Origin of the sequence: Polymorphobacter sp. (assembly GCF_048007885.1) — a bacterium.
GTDB lineage: Bacteria > Pseudomonadota > Alphaproteobacteria > Sphingomonadales > Sphingomonadaceae > Sandarakinorhabdus.
In genome coordinates this window covers 2,483,883-2,499,868 of the sequence record NZ_CP180346.1, presented here as the reverse complement: position 1 = coordinate 2,499,868, position 15,986 = coordinate 2,483,883, and the positions used below count along the sequence as shown (strand labels likewise).

General features: G+C 68.2%; 17 protein-coding genes and 1 pseudogene. 10 read left to right on the top strand and 8 right to left on the bottom strand.

Translation table 11 applies throughout. The features are described 5' to 3' along the window. Positions 1-14 precede the first annotated feature (14 nt). From ACMVO5_RS12075 to ACMVO5_RS12065, 3 genes are all read right to left on the bottom strand, one after another. A complete protein-coding gene (locus tag ACMVO5_RS12075; RefSeq protein WP_416907744.1) occupies positions 15-608 on the bottom strand; it encodes a LysM peptidoglycan-binding domain-containing protein in 594 nt (197 codons plus the stop codon). 70 nt (positions 609-678) lie between these two features. Then, a complete protein-coding gene (locus ACMVO5_RS12070) occupies positions 679-1,383 on the bottom strand; it encodes a response regulator transcription factor (protein WP_416907743.1) in 705 nt (234 codons plus the stop codon). A gap of 151 nt (positions 1,384-1,534) precedes the next feature. Then, on the bottom strand, positions 1,535-1,993 hold the full coding sequence (locus ACMVO5_RS12065; protein WP_416907742.1) for a molybdopterin-dependent oxidoreductase: 459 nt from the start codon (positions 1,991-1,993) through the stop codon (positions 1,535-1,537). Positions 1,994-2,086: 93 nt separating this feature from the next. On the opposite strand from ACMVO5_RS12065, the gene ACMVO5_RS12060 reads away from it, so the two are divergent. Both ACMVO5_RS12060 and ACMVO5_RS12055 read left to right on the top strand, forming a co-directional pair. Further along, complete coding sequence (locus ACMVO5_RS12060) at positions 2,087-2,584, top strand: flavin reductase family protein (RefSeq protein ID WP_416907741.1); 498 nt, start codon at positions 2,087-2,089, stop codon at positions 2,582-2,584. Beyond that, the gene (locus ACMVO5_RS12055; RefSeq protein ID WP_416907740.1) at positions 2,571-4,070 is read left to right on the top strand and encodes a lipopolysaccharide biosynthesis protein; all 1,500 of its coding nucleotides are present in this window, start codon (positions 2,571-2,573) and stop codon (positions 4,068-4,070) included. The genes ACMVO5_RS12060 and ACMVO5_RS12055 overlap by 14 nt, the downstream gene beginning before the upstream one ends. A 296-nt stretch (positions 4,071-4,366) precedes the next feature. On the opposite strand, the gene serB is transcribed toward ACMVO5_RS12055, so the two are convergent. Then, positions 4,367-5,272, bottom strand: coding sequence for a phosphoserine phosphatase SerB (serB, locus tag ACMVO5_RS12050; RefSeq protein ID WP_416907739.1), 906 nt, complete (start codon positions 5,270-5,272; stop codon positions 4,367-4,369). On the opposite strand from serB, the gene miaA reads away from it, so the two are divergent. The 6 genes and pseudogenes from miaA (at position 5,271) to ilvC (ending at position 11,223) form a co-directional block, all read left to right on the top strand. Continuing rightward, positions 5,271-6,167 carry a tRNA (adenosine(37)-N6)-dimethylallyltransferase MiaA gene (gene miaA / locus ACMVO5_RS12045; protein ID WP_416907738.1) on the top strand — a complete coding sequence of 299 codons (897 nt, stop codon included), beginning with the start codon at positions 5,271-5,273 and terminating at the stop codon, positions 6,165-6,167. The genes serB and miaA overlap by 2 nt on opposite strands. Positions 6,168-6,273: 106 nt before the next feature. Next, entirely contained in the window at positions 6,274-6,978 is a 705-nt protein-coding gene (locus ACMVO5_RS12040) for a PEPxxWA-CTERM sorting domain-containing protein (protein ID WP_416907737.1), read from the top strand. Positions 6,979-7,165: 187 nt separating this feature from the next. Continuing rightward, entirely contained in the window at positions 7,166-7,681 is a 516-nt protein-coding gene (locus ACMVO5_RS12035) for a PEPxxWA-CTERM sorting domain-containing protein (RefSeq protein ID WP_416907736.1), read from the top strand. Between the two features lie 153 nt (positions 7,682-7,834). Beyond that, positions 7,835-9,605, top strand: a pseudogene (locus ACMVO5_RS12030) (acetolactate synthase 3 large subunit). Next, positions 9,605-10,114: an acetolactate synthase small subunit gene (gene ilvN / locus ACMVO5_RS12025; RefSeq protein WP_416907735.1), complete on the top strand. Its 510-nt coding sequence runs from the start codon at positions 9,605-9,607 to the stop codon at positions 10,112-10,114. The pseudogene ACMVO5_RS12030 and the gene ilvN overlap by 1 nt, the downstream one beginning before the upstream one ends. An 89-nt stretch (positions 10,115-10,203) precedes the next feature. After that, the gene (ilvC, locus tag ACMVO5_RS12020; protein WP_416907734.1) at positions 10,204-11,223 is read left to right on the top strand and encodes a ketol-acid reductoisomerase; all 1,020 of its coding nucleotides are present in this window, start codon (positions 10,204-10,206) and stop codon (positions 11,221-11,223) included. A gap of 268 nt (positions 11,224-11,491) precedes the next feature. Here the strand turns inward: ilvC and ACMVO5_RS12015 are convergent, their stop codons facing one another. From ACMVO5_RS12015 to ACMVO5_RS12000, 4 genes are all read right to left on the bottom strand, one after another. Continuing rightward, positions 11,492-11,977 carry a TspO/MBR family protein gene (locus ACMVO5_RS12015; protein WP_416907733.1) on the bottom strand — a complete coding sequence of 162 codons (486 nt, stop codon included), beginning with the start codon at positions 11,975-11,977 and terminating at the stop codon, positions 11,492-11,494. 63 nt (positions 11,978-12,040) lie between these two features. Continuing rightward, positions 12,041-12,535, bottom strand: a complete 495-nt coding sequence (locus ACMVO5_RS12010; RefSeq protein ID WP_416907732.1) for a DUF2721 domain-containing protein — start codon at positions 12,533-12,535, stop codon at positions 12,041-12,043. After that, the gene (locus ACMVO5_RS12005; RefSeq protein WP_416907731.1) at positions 12,535-12,972 is read right to left on the bottom strand and encodes an SRPBCC family protein; all 438 of its coding nucleotides are present in this window, start codon (positions 12,970-12,972) and stop codon (positions 12,535-12,537) included. Before ACMVO5_RS12005 ends, ACMVO5_RS12010 begins: the two co-directional genes overlap by 1 nt. Beyond that, positions 12,969-13,685, bottom strand: coding sequence for an aromatic ring-hydroxylating oxygenase subunit alpha (locus ACMVO5_RS12000; protein WP_416907730.1), 717 nt, complete (start codon positions 13,683-13,685; stop codon positions 12,969-12,971). The genes ACMVO5_RS12005 and ACMVO5_RS12000 overlap by 4 nt, the downstream gene beginning before the upstream one ends. A gap of 76 nt (positions 13,686-13,761) precedes the next feature. Here ACMVO5_RS12000 and ACMVO5_RS11995 point away from each other — a divergent pair, with 76 nt between their 5' ends. Then, a complete protein-coding gene (locus ACMVO5_RS11995; protein ID WP_416907729.1) occupies positions 13,762-15,060 on the top strand; it encodes an AmpG family muropeptide MFS transporter in 1,299 nt (432 codons plus the stop codon). A gap of 71 nt (positions 15,061-15,131) precedes the next feature. Further along, positions 15,132-15,977, top strand: a complete 846-nt coding sequence (locus tag ACMVO5_RS11990) for a GNAT family N-acetyltransferase (protein ID WP_416907728.1) — start codon at positions 15,132-15,134, stop codon at positions 15,975-15,977. Positions 15,978-15,986: the final 9 nt, after the last annotated feature.

Genomic DNA, 15,986 nt, shown 5'->3' with positions numbered 1-15,986 from the left:
ATCCCCCGAAGATCTCAGTCGCGCACCACAGTGCCAGCATCATCGGCCTCGGCCAGCGCCAGCGCAACCCCCTCGCCCTCGCGGCGCACGCCCAGCTGCGCCAGCCAGTCCTCGCGCACCGGCAACAGGCTGAACTCGCGCACCACGTCGCCGCTCAACACCACCCGGTGCAGCGCCGCAATCTTCACCCGCGACGATGATGGCAGCGTCACCGCCTTGCCCGCCGCCTCCAGCGAGACAAAGCCGTTCGGCCCGGTCTCGATGATATCGCCTTCAGAAAGCGTCATGCCCACCGCCAGCGGCGTCCCGCCCGCCAGCCGCGCCTCACCAAAAAACCGCGTCACTTTCGCGCCCAGCTTCTCGCGCTTCAACAGCGCGCCGGGCACCTCGATCCGCTGCCCGCGCGCCAGCCGCGCATCCACCGCCAGCCCGTTCGCCTCGGCCAGCAGCGCCAGATCGTCCGGGTCCTGCAAGCCCCGCGCCGCAATGCGCGCCAGCGTGTCGCCGCTCCGCGCCCGATGCTCCAGCGAGGGCGCATCAGCCCAGGGCACCGCGCTGTCAGCCGGAATCAGCGCCGGCGCCGCCATCGGCAGCGCCAGAAGCATCATCGCAGCAATCGAGCGACCCTTCGCCAATGCCTGTCCCCTGTTTTCGGCTCCAGACGATTGTTAAATGCTCTTAACCAGCTTCAACAATCGCCTCTAACCTCTCCAATCTATAGCCGAAACTATACACCGATGCTAGCCTCAACCCATTCTCCGGCCGCAAGCCCAGCCGACCCCTGATCTGCGAGACATGGGCGTCGAGCGTGCGGCTGGGGATATCCGGGTTCCGGCCCCACACCGTTTCCATGATATACGCACGCGAAAGCGGACGGTTTAAATTCCGGAAAAAAACCAGCGCAAGGCCAAATTCCTTGGCCGTCAGCGTGATCGGATCGCCCCGCCACGTCACCGTCATCGTCAGCGGGTCAAAGCGATGCTCGCCAAATTCCTCCACCTTCGGCTCGTCAGACGCGCCGTAGCTGCGCCGCAGCAGCGCCTCCACCCGCGCCTTCAGCACCGAAGGCACCAGCGGCTTGGTCACATAATCATCAGCGCCCACATCGAGACCCTTGACGATATCCTCCTCGCCGGTCCGCCCGGTGAGCATGATCACCGGCGGCGCCGGCGACAGATTCTCCTTCGCCCAGCCCACCAGCTCCACGCCCGACACATCGGGCAGCTCCCAGTCCATCACCAGCAAATCGAAGCTCTCGCGCCGCAGCGCCCGGCGCAAGGCCTCACCCTGATGATATTCAAAACAAGTATGCCCGGCGTCACGCAGCAGCATCGCCACCTGCCCGCACAGCTCCTTGTCATCATCCAGAACAGCCAAACGCATAACAAGCTCCCAAAGTGATTTAAGGCCTCTCGCCAACGCCCTGAATGGCAAGCCTATTACCATCGCTTACGTCTGTATGACATTGCCAGCGGCACGACTTTACAATCCTTGCCAAAACCGGGGCAAAGACCAGCCCCAGCAAAAATCGCCGTCAGTCCTCCACAGCCCGCAGCGTCAGCGCGGTCAGCTGCCGCACCGAGCGCGCGCCCCGCGCCTCGCCCGGCGCCACCAGCCTGAGCGGCCCCTCGTCCGCGCCCAGTGCGGCGCCGTCGCAGCGGTCCGCCACCAGCATCCCCCCAGCCCCCAGCTTCGCGTCAATCTCGCCCAGGCTGAACACCACCCGGTAGCCGTCGGCCGCCTCCGCCACCACCACCAGGCTCAGCGCCTCGCCGCGCACCGCCTCGCCCACCGGCGCCCCGGCACGCGCCAGCAGGTCCCCCAGCAACACCCCCTCACACACCCGCGCCGCGCCATGGTCGCGCCATTCCACCCGCTGCCGCGACAGTCCCTCCAGCCCCAGCGGCACCGAAACCGGCGCCGCCCAGCCCACGCCCGCCAACCCAAATCCGCACACCGCCAGCAAGAGCCCGAGCCCGGTCGTCCGCATCATTCCGCTCCCAAATCGTCGCGCCACCCGCCCATCGGGCCGCCAATCCCGCTTCCAACATTGACCCACGCCGCACAACCCCTAGGACAAGCAACAATGACCCCCGCCGCCCCCCCTTTCGATGCCCGCGCGCTCCGCGATGCCTTCGGCTGCTTCGCCACCGGCGTCACCGTCATCACCACACAGGACGACGCCGGCAACCGCCTCGGCCTCACCGCCAACAGCTTCACCTCCGTCAGCCTCGATCCGCCGCTGCTGCTCTTCTGCCCCGCCAACAACGCCTCCATCCTGCCCGGCATCCACACCTCGGGCCGCTTCGCCGTCAACATCCTCGCCAACGCCAGCCAGGCCGTCGCCGACCGCTTCACCCGCAAGAACATCGACCGCTTCGCCGACGCCAGCTGGGAAGACTGGGACGGCGTCCCGGTCCTCGCCGATGCCAAGGCCGCCTTCGCCTGCACCCTCCACGCCGATCACGACGGCGGCGATCACCGCATCATCGTCGGCCGCATCACCCGCTTCGGCCTCAACACCACCCGCGAATTGCTCCTCTATCTCCACGGCCGCTACCGGCGTCTCGATGTCGGCAGCTGAGCCACCTGCCGGCCCCTCCGCCGAGGAAACCGCCGCCCTCGCCCGCGGCGGCCGCACCAGCTTCTTCGGCTTCGTGCTGCGGCTGGCCGCCCGCTTCCCCTTCCTGTTCATCGCCGGCCGCCTCTACGGCGCCGAAGCACTCGGCCGCTTCGCCTATGCCACCATGGTCGTCGAACTCGTCGCCATGTTCGCAACGCTCGGCCTCAAGCGCGGCCTCGCCGAAGACATGGCCCGCCGGCCAGACCATCAAACCCACAGCCTCTACGACGCCATGCTGGTCTCCTTCCTCGCCAGCCTCGCCGGCGCCGCGCTGCTCATCATCATCCCCGATCTCGTCTTCCCCGGCGCCCAGATCACCCCGCTCGAACGCCTGTTCCCGCTCATTATCCCGGCCATCGTCGCCTCCGACATCAGCCTCGCCGCCTGCGCCTTCCGCCACGATATCGGCGCCACCGTGCGCGCCCGCTCGCTCGTCGAGCCGTGGGTGCTGTCCATCGCCGCACTCACGCTCGCCTTCACCATCCTCAAGCCCGACGGCCTGATCATCGCCTATCTCCTGTCCATGGTCGCCGCCGCCGCCGCCAGCCTCATGCCCGCCTGGCGCAGCTACGGCGCCCCCCATGGCTGGCGCCCCCACCCCGGCCAGCTCGCCCGCCTCGCCAAGCGCAACATCGCGCTCGCCGGCGCCGACATCGCCGAATGGGGCGCGCGCCGCCTCGACATCTTCATCCTGGGTCGCTTCGCCCCGCCCGAAATCGTCGGCATCTATTATGTCGCCCAGCAAATCGCCTCGCTGCCCCAGCGCCTCAAATCGAGCTTCGATCCCATCCTCGCCCCCGTGCTCGCCACCAACCTCGCCCAGGGCCTCACCACCAAGGCCGCCCAGCACATCCGACAGGTCGGCTTCTGGGTCAGCGCCGCCCAGCTCGGCGTCGTCCTCGCGCTCGGCATGCCCGGCGAAGCCGGCATGGGCCTGTTCGGCCCCATCTTCGCCGGCGGCGCCATCGTCCTCGCCCTCCTGCTGCTGGCCGAACTCTTCGCCGCCCAGGCTGCCGTCGCCGAAGCCGCCCTCGTCTATGTCGCGCGCGGCCGCAACGTCAGCTGGTCCATGGCCGGCATCGCCATCCAGATCGGCCTCTCGCTCCTCCTCGTGCCCCGCTACGGGGGCGAAGGCGCCGCCGCCGCCCTCGCGGCCTCCGCCCTCATCCTCTCGGTCGCCAAATCCCGCCTCCTCGCCCGCCTGCTCGGCGCACCGGTTGCGGGCTGGCGCTGGTCACTGCTCATCGCCGCCATCCCCGCCTTCGGCCTCGGCCTCATCGTGCTGCGCACCCCCGAACCCATCCAGCTCACCATCGGCAACTTCGCCATCCTCGGCACCTTCGCCGGCCTGATCTGGCGCTTCGGCTTCAAAGGCGCCGACCGCCTGCTCTTCGCCCGCTCACTCCGCGGCAAATCCTACCCGCCGGAAACCGCGCCCAGCCCCTGACCAAAAGCCTCCGGCGGGTCAGAAGGGCCTCCGGCGGCTGGGGCCTCAGGCCCCAGACCCCAATAGTTGGAACAGCGCAAATTCACCCGTCGCCCCGGGCCAGACCCGGGGCCTAAGCGACGCCCGTCCCCCCAAGCCCAGCGCCGCAGGCTATAAAAGCGCTACGCGCCAGCGCTGCCCTCTCCAGTCTTGTCCCAAAACAACGAATGGGGTCTGGGGCCCAAGGCCCCAGCCGCCGGAGGCCCTTCTGACCGGCCGGAGGCCCTTCTACCCCGCCGGAGGCCCTAACAACCCCCTCATCCCACCCAGTCCCCACGCCCCACCCCCTGCGCCCAGAGCAGCGTGCGCAGGTCGCCAAAGCGGATGGCCGCGTCGGCGGCGGCGGCGGCGCGCGGCTTGGCGTGGAAGGCGATGCCCAGGCCAGCGGCTTCGATCATGGGGATGTCGTTGGCCCCGTCGCCCACGGCCAGCGCCTCGGCCGCGGGCACGCCGGCGCCCAGCAACGCGGCGCGCTTGGTGGCGGCGTCGACGATGGGTTCGGCCACCTCGCCGGTCAGCCGGCCGTTCTCGTGCAGCAGCACATTGGCGCGCACCTCGGCGAAGCCGATCTCGGCGGCGACGGGTTCGGCGAAGGCGGTGAACCCGCCCGAGACGAGCAGGGTCTGCGCCCCCCAGCCGCGCATGGTGCGCACCAGCCTGGTTGCGCCGGGCGTCAGCCGCACGCGCGCGAGGCGGCAGGCGTCGAGGGTCTCGACTGGCATGCCGGCCAGCAGCTTCACGCGGGCGTGCAGGGCGTCGGCGAAGTCGAGTTCGCCGCGCATGGCGGCTTCGGTGATGGCCGCCACCTGCGGCTTCAGCCCGGCATAATCGGCCAGCTCGTCGATGCATTCGCAGGTGATCATGGTCGAATCCATGTCAGCCACCAGCAGCGACCGCCGCCGCTGCGCGCGCGCCGGCTGCACGATCACGTCCACCGCCTCAAACGCGTCTTCCAGCGCCGCGCGCAGACCCCCGCCGCCGCGCAGGCGCAAATCGAGGCCGCCGCGCAGCCGCAGATCGAGCGCACAGCCCCGGTCGATCCAGTCCCAGCCCAGCGGCTCGGCGCCGGCGGCGCGCGCCACATCGCTTGCCAGCCGCGCGTCGGCGTCCGACAAGGCCCCTTCTGCCATCAGAGTGACAAGCGTGTCCGAATCGCGTCCCATGGTCGCCGTGATTAGCGGCCCCACTGCCAGCGGCAAGTCCGGCCTCGCGCTGGCGGTCGCCGCGCACACGCCGGCCACGCTGATCAACGCCGATGCGAGCCAGCTTTATGCCGATCTGCGCCTCCTCACCGCGCGGCCCAGCGCGGCGGAGGAAGCCGCCGCCCCCCACCGCCTCTACGGCGTCCTCGACGGCGCCGATCCCGCCACCGCCGCCCGCTACGCCGCGCTCGCCCGCGCCGCCATCGCCCAGAGCCTGGCTGGAGGCCGCCTGCCAATTCTCGTCGGCGGCACCGGCCTCTATCTCGAAGCCCTGCTGCAAGGCCTCGCCCCCATCCCCGAGATCGACCCCGAAATCCGCGCCGAGGTCCGCGCGCTCCCGGCATCGCAAGCGCATATCGCCCTCACCACCGAAGACCCAGAGGCCGCCCGCCGCCTGCGCCCCACCGACACCACCCGCCTCCAGCGCGCGCTCGAAGTCGTGCGCAGCACCGGCCAGCCCATGGCCCATTGGCTGGCCCGGCGCGAAGGCGGCATCGCCCGGAGCCATGATGTGCGCGGCCTCATCCTCGCCCCGCCACGCACAGCGCTCCACGCCGCCGCCGAGGCGCGGCTGGATGCCATGCTCGCCGCCGGCGCCCTTGACGAGGTCGCCCGCCTTGCCGCCCGCCGCTTGCCCGCTGATCTCCCGGTCATGAAGGCGCTCGGCGTGCCCCCGCTCATGGCCCATCTGCGCGGCGAGATCTCCCTCACCGAAGCCCGCGCCCAGACGCTCTTCGCCACCCGCCAATATCAGAAGCGCCAGAGCACCTGGGCGCGCGGCCGCCAGCAGACGCTCGGCTGGCACGCGCTGGAAACTGCCAGCCCCCACGCCGCCCTCGCCCAGCTCGCCCGCTGAGCCCCTGCGACAATCGAATTGCAAGAAACTGTCACAAGATTTGCATTGACTCCCTCGCTAACGAATTGTTAGTATCTGTTATCTAATCGTTAACAGGGGACCTACGATGAAGGCCTATCTGCTCACGGCCACCGCGGCATTGTTCATCGCCGCCAGCCCGGCCGCCGCCGTCACCAACCTCATCGTCAATGGCAGCTTCGAGGATGGGTCCCCCGGCACCGGCGGCTTTGTCGGCTGGACCAAGTCCAACACCCCCACCGATTTGCCCGCCAGCGTCATCAGCTACAACGTCACCTTGCCCTATCCCCTCGGCGCGTTTGGCGAAGCCGTCACCCCGGACAATCTGGCCACCTCCAACTCGCCCGACGCCGTCGGCAATCAGGCCGCCTATTTCGTCAGCGATTTCGCGGTCGACGAATCGATCAGCCAGTCCACCTTCCTGACGCCCGGCCGTTACGAAGTCGGCTTCAGCTTCTATCTGCCGCAAAACGGCCTCAACAACGCTGGCAACTCCAGCTTCACCGCCACGGTGCTTGGCCAGACCATCGCCACCACCAACATCACCGCCGCCAGCCTCGGCCAGACCTGGCTGCTCGCCTCGGGCGAAGTGGTGATCACGACCGCCGGCAATTACGACACCACCTTCAGCTTCAATTCCAACTTCCGCCCCTCCAAGGACATCGTCATCGACCGCGTCTATGCCGTCGCCGTCCCCGAGCCGGCCTCCTGGGCCATGCTCATCGCCGGCTTCGGCCTCGTCGGCAGCACCATGCGCCGCCGCCGCACCACCACCGCCCGCGTGCTCGCCTGACGCCCCGGCAGGCGCGGGGGCGGCCATGAATACATCCATTCCGGAAGCAGTTGCTGTCGCCCCCACCCTCCGTCGCCCTGTAAACAACGCGTTGCGGCACCCTGCCCCGCCGCGCGCGCAACATCAGGCCCATGTCATGCCCCACCCTCAGCCTCGCATTGCCATCCGGGCCGCTCTCGCCGCCCTGATGCTCTGCGCCGCGCTGCCCGCCGCGCCGGCCATGGCCGCCACCACCGTCGCCACTGCCAACACCCCCCTGCGCGTCACCGAGCAGCGCAATTTCCTCCTCACCCAGCCGCTGGTCACTGCCGACAAGACCATCCCCGCCGGCACCCGCATCAGCAGTTATCTCGTCGCCATTGAAGCCGATGCCGGTGCGATCGCCTTCGACAAGCCGGTGCTGGCCGTCATCACCGACGAAACCGAATTCGCCGACACCAGCCGCAGCCTCGGCCAGCCGCTCGCCAAGCCCGAGATCAGCCTCGTCGCGCTCAGCGACCTCGCCGCGCCCCAGCAGATCAGCTTCACCACCAGCGGCACCACGCTTGCCTATCAGCGCAGCGGCACTGTGCAGGATCCCTCCATCGTCCGCGTCATCACCGCCGCCGTTCCCGAGCCCGGCACCTGGGCCATGCTCATCGCCGGTTTCGGCCTCGTCGGCACCATGATGCGCCGCCGCCAGCGTCAGCTCCTGTCCGCCTGACCCCCGGCCACACGCCAAAAGCTTCCCGCCAAAGCCAAGTTCGCGCACTTTTATTGCGCACAAACGCCTTGACAGCGCAACTTGTGGTGCGTACGCCCCCCGCATCCGGGCAATGCCCCACAATGCCCCCCCGTCACGCCAGAGCGTTTTGTCATGTCTCCTTCCCCCAAGCCCCCCGAAATCACAGGCGCCGACATCATCGTCCAGGCGCTCATCGATCAGGGCGTCGAGGTCGTCTTCGGCTATCCCGGCGGCGCCGTGCTGCCCATCTATGACGCGCTGTTCGCGCAAGACAAGATCCGCCACATCCTCGTCCGCCATGAGCAGGCCGCCGTCCACGCCGCCGAAGGCTATGCCCGCTCCAGCGGCAAGGTCGGCGTCGTCCTCGTCACCTCCGGCCCCGGCGCCACCAACGCCGTCACCGGCATCACCGATGCGATGATGGACTCGATCCCCCTCGTCGTCCTCACCGGCCAGGTCCCCACCCATCTGATCGGCACCGATGCCTTTCAGGAAGTGCGACACCGTCGGCATCACCCGCCACTGTTCCAAGCACAATTATCTGGTCAAGGAGACCGGCAAGCTCGCCGCCACGGTGCACGAGGCCTTCTACATCGCCCGCTCCGGTCGCCCCGGCCCGGTGGTCATCGACATCCCCAAGGATGTCCAGATCCTGCGCGCCCCCTATCAAGGCCCCCAGCCCATCCCCAGCCACAAGACCTACAAGCCGCAGATCGAGGGCGACCGCTCGGCCATCGAAGCCGCCGTCGACATGCTGGCCGCGGCCGAACGCCCCATCCTCTACACCGGCGGCGGCATCATCAACGCCGGCCCCCATGCCGCCCAGGCGCTCCGCACGCTCGCCCGGCTCACAGGCGCGCCCGTCACCTCCACGCTGATGGGGCTGGGCACCATGCCGCACACCCACCCCCAGTTCCTCGGCATGCTCGGCATGCACGGCAGCTACGAGGCCAACATGGCCATGAACCGCTGCGATCTGATGCTCTGCCTCGGCGCCCGCTTCGATGACCGTGTCACCGGCCGGCTCGATGCCTTCTCGCCCGAATCGAAGAAGATCCACGTCGACATCGACCGCTCGTCCATCAACAAGACCGTCCGTGTCGATCTCGGCATCGTCGGCGATGTCGGCCATGTCCTCGAAGCCATGCTCGAAATCTGGCTGGCCCGCGGCCACGCAAAGCCCGATCTCGAAGGCTGGTGGGCCGATATCGCCGGCTGGCGCGCGCGCGACAGTTTCGGCTTCAAGCAACAAGGCAAGGCCCTCCTCCCCCAGCACGCCATCAAGCGCCTGTGGGAACGCACGCGTGACGTCGCCCCCATCATCACCACCGAAGTCGGCCAGCACCAGATGTGGGCCGCCCAGCATTTCGGTTTCGATGCGCCAAACAAATGGCTCACCTCAGGCGGCCTCGGCACCATGGGCTACGGCCTGCCCGCCGCCATCGGCGCCCAGCTCGCCCACCCGGATGCGCTGGTCATCGATATCGCCGGCGAAGCCAGCATCCAGATGAACATCCAGGAGCTCGGCACCGCCATTCAATACCGGCTGCCGGTCAAGATCTTCATCATCAACAATGAATATATGGGCATGGTCCGCCAGTGGCAGGAACTCAACCACGGCAGCCGCTATTCCGAAAGCTACTCCGACGCGCTGCCTGATTTCGTCAAGCTCGCCGAGGCCTATGGCTGGAAAGGCATCGTCATCGAAAGCACCGACGATCTCGACGCCGGCATTACCGCCATGCTCGACCATCCCGGCCCGGTGATGGTCGATTGCCGCGTCGCCAAGCTCGCCAACTGCTTCCCGATGATCCCCTCAGGCGCCGCCCACACCGACATGCTCCTCGAAGGCGACACCCGCCCCGGCACCGAGCCGGACGAAGACGCGAAAGCACTCGTCTGATGAAACACGCCCCTTCCGAAAAACACACCCTCTCGGTCCTCGTCGACAATGAGTTCGGCGTGCTGGCCCGCATCGTCGGCCTGTTCTCGGCGCGCGGCTACAATATCGACAGCCTGACCGTCGCCGACATCACGCCCGATCACGCGATCAGCCGCATCACCATCGTCACCAACGGCCCGCCCCCGGTCATCGACCAGATCATCGCCCAGCTCGAACGTCTCGTCCCTGTCCACAAGGTCATCGACCTGACCGAGCTCGGCCCGCACGTCGAGCGCGAAATGGCCCTCGTCAAAGTCGCCGGCACCGGGGAAAAGCGCGTCGAGGCCCTGCGCCTCGCCGACATCTTCCGCGCCCGCCCCGTCGACACCACCACCACCAGCTTCGTCTTCGAAGTCTCCGGCCCCACCCCCAAGGTCGACCAGTTCATCACGCTCATGCGCGAAGTCGGCCTCGTCGAAGTCGCCCGCACCGGCGTCGTCGCCATTGCCCGCGGCGCCGAAGCCGCCTAAATCCCGCCCTTCCCGTCACCCCCGCGAAGGCGGGGGCCCATCTCGTGCCCAATCCACCAACACAAAACGACCAGAACAGGAACTCCAACATGCGCGTTTACTATGATGCCGATGCCGACGTCGGCCTGATCAAGTCCAAGAAGGTCGCCATCATCGGCTACGGCAGCCAGGGCCACGCCCACGCCGCCAACCTGCGCGATTCGGGCGTCGAACATGTCGCCGTCGCGCTCCGCCCCGGCTCCGCCACCGCCGCCAAGGCTGCCGCCGCCGGCTTCAAGGTCATGACCAATGCCGAAGCCGCCGCCTGGGCCGATGTCATCATGATCCTCGCGCCCGACGAACATCAGGCCGCCATCTACGCCGAAGACGTCGCCCCGAACATCAAGCCCGGCGCGGCGCTGGCCTTCGCCCACGGCCTCAACGTCCACTTCCAGCTCATCGAGCCGCGCGCCGATCTCGACGTGTTCATGATCGCCCCCAAAGGCCCCGGCCACACCGTCCGCTCCGAATATGCGCGCGGCGGCGGCGTCCCCTGCCTCATCGCCGTCCATCAGGATGCATCCGGCAACGCCCATGACGTCGCCCTCTCCTACGCATCCGCCATCGGCGGCGGCCGCTCCGGCGTCATCGAAACCACCTTCCGCGAAGAATGCGAAACCGACCTGTTCGGCGAACAGGCCGTGCTCTGCGGCGGCCTCTCCCACCTCATCCAGGCCGGGTTCGAAACCCTCGTCGAAGCCGGTTACGCCCCCGAAATGGCCTATTTCGAGTGCCTCCATGAAGTGAAGCTGATCGTCGACCTGATGTACGAAGGCGGCATCGCCAACATGCGCTACTCCATCTCCAACACCGCCGAATATGGCGACATCACCACCGGCCCGCGCATCATCACGCCTGAAACCAAAGCCGAAATGAAGCGCGTCCTCGCCGACATCCAGGCCGGCCGCTTCGTCAAAAACTTCATCCTCGACAACCGCGCCGGCCAGCCCGAACTGAAGGCCAGCCGCATCGCCGCCAAAGCCCACCCCATCGAAGAAGTCGGCGCCAACCTCCGCGCCATGATGCCCTGGATCGGCAAGAACGCGCTGGTCGACAAAGCCCGTAACTAAGCCGCACCCCGCCGCCGGAAGGAAAGGGCCTCCGGCGGCTGGGGCCTCAGGCCCCAGACCCCATTAGTGGAACCGCCCAAAACATACCCGTCGCCCCGGACCTGATCCGGGGCCTAAGCGACTCCCGTCCCCCCAAGCCCAGCGCCGCAGGCTATCAAAGCGCTACGCGCAGGCGCTGCCCTCCGAAACCTTGTCCCAACCCAACAAATGGGGTCTGGGGCCCAAGGCCCCAGCCGCCGGAGGCCCTTCTCCCCGCCGGAGGCCCTACCTACCGTCCGAACCCCTCCCGCGGATTCAGGTCCACCACTTTCCAGTTCAGCGACGCGGCGAACGCCACCCAGCCCAGATAGGGCAGGATCAGCAGTGCGGCGAGTTGGTCGATGGGCCACAGGCCGATCACCATGGCCAGCACCGATCCCCAGAGGAATGGCACTTCGACGAGCGCGAGGTCGGGGCGTTGCAGCTTGAAGAACAGCGGGCTCCACAGAAGGTGGAACAGGCCGTTGACCCCGAACAGGATCAGCACTGCGTCCTGCCCGGCGGGGCCGGCGACGGTCCAGGCGCGGTAGGCTGACCATGCGGCGAGGCCGAGGATGATCGTCCAGCCCGGCCCAAAGGCCCAGCCCGGCGGCTGCCATGGCGGCTTTCGCAGATTTTCGTACCAGCCCGCGCGCGGGGTCATCAGCCCGCCGATCAGCAGCAGCCCCACGGCCCATGCGATCACGGCGAGCAGCGGCAGATCGGGATCGGCCACAGACACGCCTCACTTTCGCGTCCCTTATGCAGCAATCGCCGCCAAAGGGATAGGGCGGCCCCCTCAGGCCTCGCGCGCGCCGCGTCCCGTGCGTGGCCGCCGGTCGCCCAAAAGCCCGGCGCGGACCCTGACCGTCGTCAGCGCGATCCTGATTTCGGCCAGAAACAGCCCCAGCCCGAAGGCGAGCAGCAGCAGGGCTGCGAGGAACACCCAGATCACCGCCTGTCCCCATTCGAGGCGGGTGAATTCGCCGATGAACAGCACCGAGATGACCACACAGACGAGAAAGGCCGAGGCCGTGCACAGCGCGATGGCAAGGTTGACCGCCCCCATCCGCCGGTCGAGCACGGCGAGGTCGTCGAGCGCCACCAATCGTCGTTCCTCCCCGCCCGGCAGCGGCGGCCCGGTCAGTTCGTCCTCCAGCGCGCGCGCCCGGTCCACCACCCGCCCCAGCCGCGCGGTCAGCACATTGAGGATCGTCCCGATCGCGGTCAGCAGAAACACCGGCGTCACCGCCAGCTGGATCGTCTGCGCAATGCCCACCAGCGGCTCGGCCATCAGCGCATCAACTCGTCCAGCGTGGCGGCAAAGCGCGCAATCCCCTGCTCCAGCCCGCCCAGCGTGACATGGTCCACAGCCCCCGAAGCCAGCCCCTGCTGTCCAAGGGCGGCGGCGCGAAAATCCTCGCCCCCAAACACCTTGCCATCGAGCAGCGCCCAGCTCTTCGCCCAATGCTCGGCCGCCTCCGGCGTCGCCGGCGGCTCGGGGATCAGCATGAAATCCTCCACCCAGGTCTCATCCACCGCGCGCGGCATCAGCACAAGAATATTGATATAGTCCGGCGAGGCCACGATCACGCACCCCGGCACCAGCTGATAGGCAAAGGTCACCGCACGGCGCACGTCGCGCATGTCCTCGAAATCGCACCCCTCCAGCGCCGCCAGCCGGGCGACGGCCGAGCGCGCATGCGGCCCCACCATGTCGCCGGTCGTCACCCCGTCCTGAAAAACCGCCCGATCGAGCCCGCATGCAGCCGCGACACATGATAGCTCTCCAGAAACGCATCCATGATCAGCTTCCAGTTCGCCGCCACATGGTGCGTTTGCCGCGCATAAAGATGCTGCCCGCCAAAGCCGAGCGCCCCAAAATCCGCCGCCAGCTCACCCCCGGCCCACGAAAAATCATAGTCCCGCCCCGGCTCCAGCCCGGCCCATATCACCCCGCCCGCCTCCAGGCTCGGCAGCTCGACCAGCCCATGCGCCGCCTTGTCCAGCCCCCCGAATGTCTCCGCGCGCGGCACCGCCATCAGCCGCCCGTCCATCGCATAGCTCCACGCATGATAAGGGCAGGTCATCAGCCCGCGCACCGCCGCGCACCCCTCCACCAGCCGCGTCCCCCGGTGCCGGCACACGTTCAAAAACACCCGCGCCGCCCCGTCCTTCCCCCGCGCCAAAAGCAGCGGCACCCCAAAGCCGTCATGCGGCACCGCCATGCCCGGCTCCGGCAACAGCGCAGACGGCGCCAGCAGCACCGGAAGCCGCCGGAACACCCGCGCCATCTCGCGCTCAAACCGCGCCGCACAGGTATAATTCGCCGCCGGCACCCGGCTCACGACGCCCGACGCCGCCACCCCCGTGGCCCCCGGAATCGCCGACGCCAGTCGAAACTGCCCCTCGCTCGGGCGCGGCACAGGCGCATGCACATCCATGCCCAATCCTAGCCCAACCCCGCGCCCACGCAAAACCCTAATGCCCCAGACAAATTCCCCCGCTACAGTCGCCGCCATGTCCCAAACCGAGCCCAGCTGGCGCGACCTCCTCCCCGCCGCCGTCCGCCCCTATACCGAGGCCGCGCCGCTGGCCGCGCTCATGCTCGGCATCTCGTCCGGCTTCCCCTTCGCCATGATCGGCGCCACCCTCACCACCCGCCTCGCCCAAGACGGCATCGACAAGAAAGCCGTCACCGCCTTCAGCCTCGCCTTCCTCGCCTATAATCTCAAATGGCTCTGGGCTTGGGCGGTCGATGGCGTCCGCCTGCCGCTGATCGGCCATCTCGGCCAGCGCGTCTCCTGGCTGCTCTTCGCCGGCCTCCTCGTCATCGCCGCGGTCGCCAATCTCGCGCTCGTCGATCCCACCGCCAGCCTCATCGCCACCGCCATTGCCGCCGTCCTCGTCGGCGTGGCGGGCGCCACCTTCGACATCGTCATCGACGCCTACCGCATCGAGCTGCTCGAGCCCCGCCAGCTTGGTGTGGGCTCCGGCATGAGCCAATATGGCTGGCGCATCGGCAGCACGGCCGCCGGCGCCCTCGCCCTGGTCCTCGCCTCGCGCATCGGCTGGCAAGCCGCCTATCTCGCCTGCGCCGCCTTCGCAGCTCCGGCCATGCTCACAGGCCTCGCCATGGGCGAGCCGCCCCGCCGCCTCATCATCGCCGCCAAGCGCGGCCTTTCAGAAACCTGGGCCGCCATCATCGGCCCCATCACCGAGTTCCTCTCCCGCGCCGGCGCCGGCCTCGTGCTCGCCTTCATCCTCCTCCACAAGATCGGCGACACGCTGGCCAACCTTACCTTCCGCCTGCTCTTCGATGATCTCGGCTACACCAACGACGAAATCGCCATCTACGACATCGGCTTCGGCTTCTGGGCCTATCTCATCGGCATCTTCATCGGCGGCGCCCTCTACACACGGCTCGGCCTCAAGCGCTCGGTCCTGCTCAGCCTCATCCTCATGGCCGTCTCAAACTTGAGCTTCGCCGGCCTAGCCTTCTCGGGCCACAACAACTGGGCCATGGCGGCGGCCATCGGCTTTGAAAACATCGCCAGCGGCATCGGCGGCGTCTGCCTTGTCGCCTATTTCTCCGCGCTCTGCGACCTGCGCTTCACCGCAAGCCAATATGCCATGATCTCGGCCGCCACCTCGATTGTCGGCCGCTTCCTCACCGGCACCACCGCCGGCGGCCTCATCGAACTCTTCGGCTATGTCGATTTCTACCTGCTCACCACGCTCGCCGCACTGCCGGGCATCCTCCTCTTCCTCTGGATGATGCGCGCCGGTCTCGTCTTCGAGCCACCCCCCACCACATAACCCGCCACACCGGGACTGTAACAAAACTCGGCTAGAGCGCCCCATCAGCGTTCACAGCCGGAGCATCCGCCATGAGCCTTCCCCTCAGCCACGCCACCGCGGTCCCGCCCAGCCTGCTCGCCCAGGCCCCGGCCATCCACCGCGTCGGCCAGCTCGATGTCCGGCTCGCCGTCTCCCCCGCCGAAGTCGCCGCCGCCCAGGCGCTCCGCTACCAGATCTTCTACGAAGAAATGGGTGCCCGCCCCACGGCCCAAATGGCCGCCGCCCGCCGCGACATCGACCCCTATGATGCCGTCTGCGACCATCTCCTCGTCGTCGATCACGGTCTGGATGGCAGCCCCCATGTGGTCGGCACCTACCGCCTGCTCCGCCAATCCGTCGCCGAAGCCCATCAAGGCTTTTATTCCGCACAGGAATATGACCTCAGCCCCCTCATCGCCCAGTCCAGCCCGCACAGCCAGCTGCTCGAATTGGGGCGCAGCTGCGTCGCCCCCGCCTGGCGCAACAACACCACCATCACGCTCTTATGGCGCGGCATCGCCACCTACCTCCAGCGCCACAACATCGGTCACATGTTCGGTTGCGCCTCGCTCCCCGGCGCCAACCCGCTCCTCCACGCCGCCGAACTCTCCTACCTCCACCACAATCACCTCGCGCCCCCCCATCTGCGCGCCACCGCCCACCCCCAAAACCACGTCCCCATGAACCAGCTCGACGCCGCCGCCATCGACAGCCGCGCCGCCGCCCGCGCGCTCCCCCCGCTCATCAAGGGCTATCTCCGCGTCGGCGCCATGGTCGGCAACGGCGGCTTCATCGACACCCAGTTCAACACCACCGACGTCTTCGTCGTCATGCCCGTCGACCGCATCACCAGCCGCTACGCCGCAAGGTTTGCCGCCGCCAACGATAGCAACTAACCTCTCCCC

What these genes read in the sequence shown, in the direction of transcription:
- ACMVO5_RS12075 (WP_416907744.1), bottom strand. Translation starts at nt 608, where the DNA reads ATGATGCTTCTGGCGCTGCCGATGGCGGCGCCGGCGCTGATTCCGGCT.
- ACMVO5_RS12070 (WP_416907743.1), bottom strand. Translation starts at nt 1,383, where the DNA reads ATGCGTTTGGCTGTTCTGGATGATGACAAGGAGCTGTGCGGGCAGGTG.
- ACMVO5_RS12065 (WP_416907742.1), bottom strand. Translation starts at nt 1,993, where the DNA reads ATGATGCGGACGACCGGGCTCGGGCTCTTGCTGGCGGTGTGCGGATTT.
- ACMVO5_RS12060 (WP_416907741.1), top strand. Translation starts at nt 2,087, where the DNA reads ATGACCCCCGCCGCCCCCCCTTTCGATGCCCGCGCGCTCCGCGATGCC.
- ACMVO5_RS12055 (WP_416907740.1), top strand. Translation starts at nt 2,571, where the DNA reads ATGTCGGCAGCTGAGCCACCTGCCGGCCCCTCCGCCGAGGAAACCGCC.
- miaA (WP_416907738.1), top strand. Translation starts at nt 5,271, where the DNA reads ATGGTCGCCGTGATTAGCGGCCCCACTGCCAGCGGCAAGTCCGGCCTC.
- serB (WP_416907739.1), bottom strand. Translation starts at nt 5,272, where the DNA reads ATGGGACGCGATTCGGACACGCTTGTCACTCTGATGGCAGAAGGGGCC.
- ACMVO5_RS12040 (WP_416907737.1), top strand. Translation starts at nt 6,274, where the DNA reads ATGAAGGCCTATCTGCTCACGGCCACCGCGGCATTGTTCATCGCCGCC.
- ACMVO5_RS12035 (WP_416907736.1), top strand. Translation starts at nt 7,166, where the DNA reads ATGCTCTGCGCCGCGCTGCCCGCCGCGCCGGCCATGGCCGCCACCACC.
- ilvN (WP_416907735.1), top strand. Translation starts at nt 9,605, where the DNA reads ATGAAACACGCCCCTTCCGAAAAACACACCCTCTCGGTCCTCGTCGAC.
- ilvC (WP_416907734.1), top strand. Translation starts at nt 10,204, where the DNA reads ATGCGCGTTTACTATGATGCCGATGCCGACGTCGGCCTGATCAAGTCC.
- ACMVO5_RS12010 (WP_416907732.1), bottom strand. Translation starts at nt 12,535, where the DNA reads ATGGCCGAGCCGCTGGTGGGCATTGCGCAGACGATCCAGCTGGCGGTG.
- ACMVO5_RS12000 (WP_416907730.1), bottom strand. Translation starts at nt 13,685, where the DNA reads ATGGATGTGCATGCGCCTGTGCCGCGCCCGAGCGAGGGGCAGTTTCGA.
- ACMVO5_RS11995 (WP_416907729.1), top strand. Translation starts at nt 13,762, where the DNA reads ATGTCCCAAACCGAGCCCAGCTGGCGCGACCTCCTCCCCGCCGCCGTC.
- ACMVO5_RS11990 (WP_416907728.1), top strand. Translation starts at nt 15,132, where the DNA reads ATGAGCCTTCCCCTCAGCCACGCCACCGCGGTCCCGCCCAGCCTGCTC.